Genomic DNA, 9,560 nt, shown 5'->3' with positions numbered 1-9,560 from the left:
CGCCCCCGCTGGCGCCTGGACCGTCACGCCACCTGAGCCCCCGCCTCGCACACGCGCTCCTGCGCCCACTCACCGCCCACACCCGCCACACCCACTCCCCCACCAGGAGCATCCGATGCCCGGAGCACTTCAGCGCCCCGCCGTGGTCTCCCGCGTGTCCGACCTCGTCGGCGGCACGCCGCTGCTGGAACTCGCCACCACCGGGACCGGCAGCCGGCTGCTGCTGAAGCTGGAGATGTTCAACCCCACCGGCACCGCCAAGATCCGTATGGCCCGGGCCATGGTCGACGCAGCCGAAGCCCGCGGCGCACTGCGCGCCGGCGGCCGGATCGTCGAATCCACCTCCGGCAACACCGGCCTCGGGCTCTCCGTCGTCGCCGCCGAACGCGGCTACACCTTCACCGCCGTCGTCGACCGCCACGCCTGCGCCGACAAGCTCCGCGCGATGAAGGCCCTGGGGGCCGAACTCGTGCACGTCGGGGACGACGGCGCCGCGGAGCTGGCCACCGCCGCGCGAGAGGAGCTCGCCGCGGAGCTGGCCCGCGGCCAGGACAACACCGTGTTCACCGAGCAGCACCACAACCCCGCCAACGGCGCCGGCTACGTCCCCGTGGCCCACGAGCTCGACGAGGCCCTGGGCGGCAGGATCGACGTGCTGATCGGCGCCGTCGGCACCGGAGGCGCCCTCTTCGGGACCGGCCGGGAGCTGACCCGGCTGGTGCCCGGCCTCACCCTCATCGGTGTCGAGCCCGAGGGGTCCATCGCGTTCGGCGGCCCGGCCCACGCCTACTACCAGTCCGGCACCGGCACTCCCGAAGGGGCCGAGCTCGGCGCGCTCGTCGACCTCGACCTGCTCGACGAGGGGGTCAAGGTCGGCGACGTCGAGGCGTTCGCGACCTGCCGGGCCGTCGCCCGTACCGGACTGCTCATCGGCGGCTCCGCGGGCGGCGTCGTGTACGTGGCCCTGACGCGCCTGGGCGCGCTGCCCCCGGGCACGACCGTGGTCGCCCTCGTCAACGACGGCGGGGAGAAGTACCTTGACACCGTCTTCGACGACGCGTGGATGCGGGAACGCGACCTCCTCGATGCCGCGTTGGAGCGCGCGATCGACGAACTCCTCGCCAAACTCCGCAGGAACCGGTGACCATGCTGACCACCCTGCTCCGCGACAGCCGCGCGCTGGCCGGCCTGGCGGTGCCGCTCGTCCTCACCCAGCTCGCCCAGGTCGCCCTCACCACCACCGACACGGTGATGATGGGCTTCCTCGGCACCGAGGAACTCGCCGCCGGTGGTCTGGCCCTCGTGCTCTTCAACCAGCTCCGCACCATGGGCGTGGGCCTGGTCACCGCGGTCGGCAACCAGGTGGCCGCCGCCGACGCGCGGAGCGGAGAGGACCCGCGGAGCGGGCAGGGGGCCGGGACCGGGCAGGACCGGCGGGCGGTCGAGGAGGACGTGCGGCGCGTCGTCCGCGCGAGCCTGGCCGTCGCCACGCTCGCCGGCACGGCCGGCGCCGTCCTCATGGTCCTCCTGGGCCAGGCCCTGACCCTGCTCGGTCAGGACGCGGCGGTCGTCCACCGCACGCAGGCGATGCTCCTCGCGCTGGCGCCCGGTCTGCTGCCCTGCCTGTGGTTCCAGGCCGTCCGCCAGTTCACCGTGGGCATGCGCCGCCCCCAGGCCCTGCTGCGGATCACCCTCGCCGCGGTGGCCGTCAACGCGGGGCTGAACTGGATCCTCGTCCACGGCACTTGGGGGCTGCCGCGGCTCGGCCTGACCGGCATCGGTGTGGCCACCTCCACCGTCCACCTCCTCTCCTTCCTCGCCCTGTACCGCGCGGTCCGCAAGGACCGCGCACTGGCGCCCCTGCTCTGCCTGAACGTCGCCCGGGCCGACGCCGTGACCGTCCGTCGCCTTCTCTCCCTGGGCGTCCCCGTCGCCGCCACCTACGGCTCGGAGGCCGGGTTCTTCTCGGTCACCGCGCTGATGGCCGGCTCCTTCGGCCCCGCCGCCCTGGCCGCCCACACCGCCGTCAACCAGCTCGTCCACCTCGTCTTCCAGGTCGCCGTCGGCCTCTCCCACGCCGCCTCGATCCACGTCAGCCGGGCCATGGCGCGGGGCCGCACGGACGACGCCCGCCGCCTCAGGAACACCGCGCTCGCCTGCGCCGCCGCCGTCATGGCCGTCGTCGGCGCCCTCTACCTGACGCTGCCCCGGCTGGTCCTGGCGCCCTTCCTGGATTCCGGCGGCGGCTCCGCCGAAGCGCTGGCGATCGCCTCGCACCTGCTCGTCGTCACCGCGTTCCTGCAGTTCTTCGACTGCGCCCAGAACATCGGCGTCGGCCTCCTGCGCGGCCTGGACGACACCCGGAGCGGCTTCCGCCTCGGTGTCCTCGGCTACTGGGCCGTCGGCCTGCCCGCGTCCTGGGTCCTCGCCCATGCCCTCGGCCTCGGTGTCCTCGGCATCTGGCTGGGCCTGCTCACCGGTCTGGCGACCACCGCCGCCCTCCTGCTGCGCCGCTACTCCACCGCCCTGTCCCTGCACGCCACCGCGGCGGCCGTGACGGCCACCCCGTAGTCCCCTGGCGCCCGTTGCGGAAAGGGTCCCCAGCGGGAAACGGAACCGGAACGGTGATCGGTAAGGTGTGGGCTCCTGGCCCTGGCACACCCGGTGCGAGGGCGGGCGGTGTGCTGTGGAGGGGTCTGTGAGCACGTCACGAGCCGGTGTCGTTCCCGTCGCGGCGGAGGTGTGCGTCATCGGCGCGGGGCTGTCCGGCCTGGCCGCCGCGCACGCCCTGGCGGCCCGCGGGATCGGCTTCGTCTGTCTGGAGCGGTCGGCGGACGTCGGCGGCATCTGGCGCCGACCGGGGGCCGGCGAGCCGGGTCCGGGGTACCAGTCCCTGCACCTCAACACCGCTCGGCAGCTCACCGGTTACGCCGACTTCCCCATGCCGGAAGACCTGCCCCTGTACCCCGGGCACCGCGATGTCGCGGCCTACCTGCGGTCGTTCGCGCAGTGGGCGGGGCTGCTGCCGCACATCGAGCTGGGCACCGAGGTGCTCTCCGTACGGCGGGAGGCCGACGGCGGGTGGAAGGTCACCTGCCGGGACGCCCGCGGCGCGGTCGCCGAACGGCGCTTCCGGCACGTCGTGGTCGCCTCGGGGCACCACTCGGAACCGGCGGTGCCCGAACTCCCGCCGGGGGGAGACACCTTCGCAGGAACGATCCTGCACTCGATGGACTACCGCGACGGCAGTGACTTCGCGGGCCGGCGCGTGGTCGTCGTCGGCATGGGAGCCTCCGGGGTGGACATCGCCACGGACCTGTCGCGGCACGCCGCGCGGACCGTGCTCTCCGTACGCCGGGGGCTGCACGTCGTGCCCAAGCAGCTGTTCGGCATGTCGGTGGACCTGATCGCCGACGCCCCGTGGTTCCACGCGATGTCCTTCGCCGAGCGGCGCAAGTTCGTGGAGCAGGCGCTGTTCGTGGCCCGTGGGAGGCTGTCGGACTACGGGCTGCCCGAGCCCGACCACCCCGTCTTCTCCTCGGCCGTGACCATCTCCGACGAGATCCTCAGCCGGATCCGGCACGGGGCGGTGCTCCCGAAGCCCGCGATCGCCTCCCTGGACGGCCACGAGGTGCGCTTCACCGACGGGACCTCGGTGGAGGCGGACGCGATCGTCCACTGCACCGGCTTCCGGATGACCTTCCCCTTCCTGCCGGCCGGGGTCCCGACGGCAGGGGGCGAGGCGGCGGTCGAGCTGTACCGGCGCGTGGTGGCGCCGGCCCTGCCCGGCCTGTACTTCGTGGGGCTGATCCGGCCCGTCGGCTCGATCACCCGCCTGGTGGAGGCCCAGTGCCGGTGGGTGGCACGGCTCGTCGACGGCGACGCGGCCCTGCCCGCCGCGGACGTCATGCGCAAGGAGATCGAGGCGTACCTGAGCGGGATCGAGGAGCGCTACGGGCGGACCGCCGGGGCGTCCATCCAGGTGGACGTGGGCTCCTACCTGCGGGAACTGGCGGAGCTGTAGGGCGCGTCGGCCGGCGGCCGCACCGCGTAGGCCTCCGAGGAGAGGTAGGCGGTCACCCGGGGCGGCCGTCCCTCCTGGTGGACGAGCGCGAGGTACGCGATGAGCCCCACGCCCTCGTGCAGCGGGCGCGAGGTCAGGGCGGGCAGCGCGCGCAGCAGCGGGCCGGGGTCCATGCCCTGGCCGTCGAGCAGGGCCAGGGCCCGGTCGAGGGCCTCCCCGTCGTGGCGGGCGTAGTCGCGGACCGGGACGTGCAGGGTGAAACCGGTGGGCCGGCCGGTGCGCGTCTCGGTGAAGGCGTGGCAGCTGATCCCCGGCCGCCGGTCCAGGCGTACGCCGTCCAGGTCGCCGGCGCCGGGGGTGTCGCCGGCCGCCGTGCGGAAGAAGCGGGTGACCTCCGTGCGGCCCGGGCCCCCCTCCGTACGGGACAGGCCGGGTGCCTGCGCCGCCGACAGGCCCTCGTGCGCGAGGTAGACCTTCACCCGGGGCTCCTGCCAGTCGCCCAGGTCCAGGGCGAGGAACAGGTGGCGGTCACCCGGGGGCAGCGCCGTGAACGCCTTGCGGTGACCGAGCCGGTGCAGAGCCTCCCGGACCGTCGCGGCGGAACGTTCCTGCCCGGACGCGGCGGGGTTCACGTAGACCTTGACCCGGGGCACCCCGCCGGGGAGCAGCTCCAGGGCGCACCACAGGGCCAGCGGCCCCTCCGGGTCCGGCGGGAAGAAGAGGTCCTCCCACGCGTCCAGCCGGTGCGTGTCGAACCCCCAGCGCCGCGCCATCGCGCGGATGACGCGGAGCCCGGTCCGCCCGTTCTCCGCCAGGCTCCCGGCGCCGTACCCGGGCTCCAGCAGCACCCGTAGCGTGGGCGCGGCGTCCGGGACGAAGGAGAGCGAGAACTCCAGCGGCGACCGGTCGTCGGCGAGGGAGGAGGCGGCGGGGGGCAGGTCGAGCGGCCGTGCGGCGGCGGGGCCCATCGCCTCCAGCAGGATCCGTGCGTAGGCCGCGGAGTCGGCTCCGTCCAGGCCCACGGCCTCGCACAGCCGCAGCGCCTGCCGTGCCGCGTGCCCGCCGAGGGTCTCCCCGGCGGGTGTCCGCGGCTCGGCGGGCCGGGACAGCGGGGCCGGTCCCTCCGCGGCGCCGGAGCGGCGGCGCGGAGGGACCCCCCGTCTGGAGCCGAGGCTCCCGGGGGAGCCCGCGTCGGCGGTGGGGCGTACGACAGTGGCGTCGGCGGATCCGTGGTCCACGACACTCCTTTTCCTTGGTCAACAGGAACAACGCGGGGCTCACTACCCCCACCGTCGAACGTTCATGCGGTGACCGAGGACCCTACCGGAGTCGCGTATCTCACTTGGTCAGCCAGTTGAGGAACTGGCTCCACATGCCTCCGCGTTCGCGCCTGCGGTCCGTTCCCGACTGGTCCGCCTGCGGCTGCGCCTCCGGGCGGGCGTGCGGGAGGGAGCCGCCCGAGGTCCGAAGCGGGGTGAACCGCGAAGGCAGCACGGTCAGCCCGCGGTTGAAGGGCCCGGGACGCCAGATGAGGCTCTCCTCCGGCACGGCCAGTTCGACGTCGGGGAGGCTGTTGAGGAGGTTCTCCACGGCGGTCACGGTGATCTGCCGGGCCGGGTCCTTCGAGGGGCAGGCGTGCGGGCCCGCGCTCCAGGCCAGGTGGGCCCGGCTGCTGCCGGCCTGGCGCGCCGCGGACAGGGCGGGCCCCGTGTTGGCGGCGGCGAAGCTCACGAGCAGCAGATCGCCCGCGCGCAGGTGCTCGCCGGCGAACTCCATGTCCGTCGCCGGGTAGTGCGGGGCGTAGTTGGCCATGGGCGGGTTGTCCCACAGGGTGTCGTCCACGGCCTCGTCGATCAGTCCGCCGCCGTCGGCGTAGCGGTCGTCGGTGAGGAGCCGGTGCAGCACGTTGCCGATGAGGTTGCGCAGCGGCTCGGCGCCCGCGCCCAGCAACAGGGCGAGCTGGTGGACCATTTCCTCGTCCGTCAGCCCGGCCTCGTGCTGCATCAGCCAGGACGTGACGTCGTCCCCCGGCCGGGCGCGCTTGACGGCGACCAGTTCCCCGACGGCCCCGAACAGCACCTGGGTGGCCCGCTCGGCGTTCGCGCCGTCGAACATCCCGGAGATGCCGAACAGCACCCGGTCGCCGATCTCCGCCGGGCAGCCGAAGAGTTCGTTGAACACGAACAGCGGCAGCTGCTTGGCGTAGTCGCCCAGCAGGTCGGCCGAGCCGCGGGCGCCGAACTGGGCGATGAGGTAGTCGGAGATCTGCGCGGTGCTCTGGGCCAGCCTGCGCTGGTCCACCCGGGCCATGCTGTCGGTGACCGCCTGACGCAGCCTCAGGTGCTCGGCACCGTCACTGAACATGCAGTTGGGGCGGTACGCGAGCAGCGGCGCGACCGGGTTGTCCGGCCGGACCAGGCCCTCGTTGAACGCCCGCCAGCGACGCGCGTCCTTGCGGAAGGACGCGGAGTCCTGGAGCAGTTGCAGCGCGGCCGTGTAGTCGGTCACCAAGGTGGCCTCCACCCCCGGGGCCAGCTCCACGGGTGCGGTGGGGCCGTAGTGCCGCAGGTACGCGTAGTACGCCTGCGGATCGGCCGCGAATGCGGGCCCGTGCAGCGGCACCCGCCCGCCGTCGGTGTGGGCGGGGCACCCCGGCGGGGGGACGGGTGCGGTGGGTCGAGAGTCCATGTCGTTCTTTCTTAGGGGGCGCGGTCCAGCAGGTGGCGGACGAGCGTGATCAGCGCCTCGGCGGAGGAGTTCCTGTCGCGCGCGTCGCAGGTGACGACCGGGGTGTCGTCGAGCAGGTCCAGCGCCTCGCGCAGGGCCCGTTCCTCCTGGCCCGGATCGCCGTCGAAGCGGTTGACGGCGATCGCGTAGTCCAGGCCGTACTGCTCGATCAGGTCGATCACCATGAAGGAGTCGGCCAGCCGTTGGGGGTCGACCAGCACCAGCGCGCCGAGCGCGCCGCGCGCCATGTCCTCCCACATCTGGACGAAGCGCTGCTGGCCGGGGGTGCCGAAGAGGTACAGCACCAGGCGGTCGCTGAGGGTCAGCCGGCCAAAGTCCATGGCCACCGTGGTGGTGGTCTTGGTGCGGACGCCCTTGAGGTCGTCGAAGGACTCGCCGGCGCGGGTCATCGTCTCCTCGGTGGACAGCGGAGGGATCTCCGAGATCGCACCGATGAAGGTGGTCTTGCCGACGGCGAAGTGGCCGACGACGAGGATCTTCACGGCGGTCTGCGTCGCCCCGCCGCGGACGTACGCGCGTTCATCCAAACTTGGCGCGGAGCCCATGCAGTACCTCCTCCAGCAGGTGTCGGTCCGTCAGCGGGGCGCGCTGCACGGGCGGGCGGGTGATCAGGTAGCCGCGCTCGGTGAGGGCGGACAGCAGGATCCGCACCACGCCCATCGGCAGCCGGGTGTGCCCCGCGATCTCGGCCACCGAGAGGAATCCGGCGGCGCAGAGGTCGAGCAGGTTCTGCTCCTCGGGCGACAGCTGGGTCGGCCGCTGCTGCTCGTCCCCGGCCGCGGTGACCAGGGTGATCAGGGAGAGCTGTGCCTCGTCGGGCAGGCCCCGGCCCTTGGTGATGACGTACGGGCGCACTAAATCCGCGGCGGCGGGCCCGAATTCGTCGGGGCCGGTCACGAGCCGACGCCGGCGTTCTCGCGCGGCGGTGTCGTCAGGGCCTTGCCGAGCTGCCCGACGAGCTGCTGCATCCGGAAGGTGATGTCCTGCATGTCCACGTCCGGGGAGGCGGAGACGCCGAGGTAGGCGCCCTCACCGGCGGAGATCAGGAAGACCCAGCCGCCGTCGAACTCCACCAGGGTCTGGCGCCACTGCTGCGGGTTCTCGTCGATGAAGAACCCGAGCGTGCGGCTGAGCGACTGGACCCCGCTCATCGCGGCGGCCACCGTGTCGGCGCTGTCCTTGCCGATGTCCTTCGTCCGGGCCATCAGCAGCCCGTCGGCGGAGACCAGTACGGCGTGCAGCGCCCCCGGTATCTCCAGGGCGCTGTCAAGCATCCATGACAGATCGTTGTTCACGAGACCTCATGTCCTTCGTTGCTCGCATCACGTGTGCCGCTCGTACGGTCCCCCGGGGCAGGGAGCGCGGCGCGGCCGGACAGCGTCCCCCGCTGGAACGCCCCGATGATCGCCGCGGTGTCCTGGCCGGACCGTGCGGCGGGGGGCGCGGCCGGCGAGTTGCCGGGCACGATGGCGATCGGGCGCTTGCGGGTGCGCTTGGGCAGTCCGTCGACGGTCGTGGCGGTGGTCACGGCGGGGACCGGCCCCCGCGGGTCGGCCGCGGCGACGGCGGCGACGGGGCCGACCGGGCCGACGGCGTCCGGGGCCGGCTTCTCCGGCATGGCGGTGAGCAGGTCGTGGGGCAGCAGGACGACGGCGCGCACGCCTCCGTACGGCGAGCTGGAGTCCACGGACACCTCGAAGCCGAAGCGCTCGCAGAGCACGCCGATCACCGCGAAGCCGAACTGCGGGGGGCTGCCCAGTCCGGAGACCCCGGTGACCCGCTCGGTGGACAGGAGCTTCTCGGCCTTGGCCCGCTCCTCGTCGTTCATGCCGACGCCGGCGTCGTCGACGACGATGCAGACGCCCTTGGGCACCGTACGGATGTTGATCTCGACGACGGTGTGGGGGCTGGAGTAGCTCGTGGCGTTGTCCAGCAGCTCGGCCAGGGCCAGCGCCAGGGGTTCGACGGCCCGGCTGGTGATGCCGAAGTCGACCTGGGAGAGGATCTCCACCCGCCGGAAGTGGCGGATCCGGCCCTGTGCGCTGCGCACCACGTCGTAGACGGACGCGACGTCGCGGTGCCGTCCGAGCCAGCCGTCGCACAGGACGGCGATGGACTGGGCGCGCCGCCCGAACTGGGAGTTGGTGTGGTCGATCTCCAGGAGGTCCTGGAGGATGACGGACTCGCCGTACTTGTCCTGGAGTTTGGAGATGACCGACTGCTGCTCGGCGGCCAGACCCTGGAGTGTCCGCATAGCGGACTTGAGCACCGATTTCGTCGCGTTCTGCGCCTGTTCCTTCTCCGATTCGACGGAGTGGGCGAAGCTGCTTTCCAGCGCGGCGTAATGCGTTCTGACTTCGTCGATTGCGGCGCGTAGCGAGCGCACCACCCTGCGCTGGCGGACGATCACGGTGCCCGCGCCGAGGACGGCGGCCACGAGGGCCCAGAGCACCGGGTTCTGCATGTACTGCGTCATAAGACTCTCTTCAGACGACCGAATCCACCGCTGCGCAAGTACGATGATCGTATCACTAAGCGTGACAGCGGAGCGCCCGTCACCAGCCCACTCCTGAACGGGCATTGACTGAATTTCGCTGCTTGTCGGGGCGTCAGAAAAGCCCCGGAAAACCTCTCGTGGCCCGGTTCGCATACGACATGACGAGCTGTCCGATTAAGACTGTCTACGGCTTTGGACAGCCGAAGACCGGATAGCTACCCACCGGTACCGGTCCGCGCCGTTCGCCGGGATGACCACCGGACGGCCCCCCGCTCGCCCCCGGCCCCGACC

At 72.7% G+C, this 9,560-nt stretch carries 9 protein-coding genes; 3 read left to right on the top strand and 6 right to left on the bottom strand.

The features are described 5' to 3' along the window. Positions 1–115: 115 nt before the first annotated feature. The 3 genes from EF918_RS27300 (at position 116) to EF918_RS27290 (ending at position 4,024) form a co-directional block, all read left to right on the top strand. On the top strand, positions 116–1,144 hold the full coding sequence (locus EF918_RS27300; protein WP_125651552.1) for a cysteine synthase family protein: 1,029 nt from the start codon (positions 116–118) through the stop codon (positions 1,142–1,144). Positions 1,145–1,146: 2 nt separating this feature from the next. Continuing rightward, positions 1,147–2,571 carry an MATE family efflux transporter gene (locus EF918_RS27295; protein WP_125651550.1) on the top strand — a complete coding sequence of 475 codons (1,425 nt, stop codon included), beginning with the start codon at positions 1,147–1,149 and terminating at the stop codon, positions 2,569–2,571. Between the two features lie 127 nt (positions 2,572–2,698). After that, entirely contained in the window at positions 2,699–4,024 is a 1,326-nt protein-coding gene (locus EF918_RS27290; protein ID WP_260610722.1) for an NAD(P)/FAD-dependent oxidoreductase, read from the top strand. On the opposite strand, the gene EF918_RS27285 is transcribed toward EF918_RS27290, so the two are convergent. From EF918_RS27285 to EF918_RS27260, 6 genes are all read right to left on the bottom strand, one after another. Further along, on the bottom strand, positions 3,997–5,262 hold the full coding sequence (locus tag EF918_RS27285; RefSeq protein ID WP_260610721.1) for a tryptophan dimethylallyltransferase family protein: 1,266 nt from the start codon (positions 5,260–5,262) through the stop codon (positions 3,997–3,999). The two genes, EF918_RS27290 and EF918_RS27285, sit on opposite strands and share 28 nt — an antisense overlap. A 100-nt stretch (positions 5,263–5,362) precedes the next feature. After that, the gene (locus tag EF918_RS27280; protein ID WP_125651548.1) at positions 5,363–6,712 is read right to left on the bottom strand and encodes a cytochrome P450; all 1,350 of its coding nucleotides are present in this window, start codon (positions 6,710–6,712) and stop codon (positions 5,363–5,365) included. Between the two features lie 11 nt (positions 6,713–6,723). Further along, positions 6,724–7,317, bottom strand: a complete 594-nt coding sequence (locus EF918_RS27275) for an ATP/GTP-binding protein (protein WP_125651546.1) — start codon at positions 7,315–7,317, stop codon at positions 6,724–6,726. After that, positions 7,292–7,669 carry a DUF742 domain-containing protein gene (locus EF918_RS27270; protein WP_185921940.1) on the bottom strand — a complete coding sequence of 126 codons (378 nt, stop codon included), beginning with the start codon at positions 7,667–7,669 and terminating at the stop codon, positions 7,292–7,294. The genes EF918_RS27275 and EF918_RS27270 overlap by 26 nt, the downstream gene beginning before the upstream one ends. Continuing rightward, positions 7,666–8,067: a roadblock/LC7 domain-containing protein gene (locus tag EF918_RS27265; protein ID WP_125651544.1), complete on the bottom strand. Its 402-nt coding sequence runs from the start codon at positions 8,065–8,067 to the stop codon at positions 7,666–7,668. Before EF918_RS27265 ends, EF918_RS27270 begins: the two co-directional genes overlap by 4 nt. After that, complete coding sequence (locus EF918_RS27260; protein WP_125651542.1) at positions 8,064–9,248, bottom strand: ATP-binding protein; 1,185 nt, start codon at positions 9,246–9,248, stop codon at positions 8,064–8,066. The genes EF918_RS27265 and EF918_RS27260 overlap by 4 nt, the downstream gene beginning before the upstream one ends. Positions 9,249–9,560: the final 312 nt, after the last annotated feature.

Origin of the sequence: Streptomyces sp. WAC06614, assembly GCF_003949795.1 — a bacterium.
Lineage (GTDB): Bacteria > Actinomycetota > Actinomycetes > Streptomycetales > Streptomycetaceae > Streptomyces.
The sequence above is the reverse complement of the archived record's forward strand: the minus strand, read 5'-3'. Positions and strand labels throughout refer to the sequence as shown.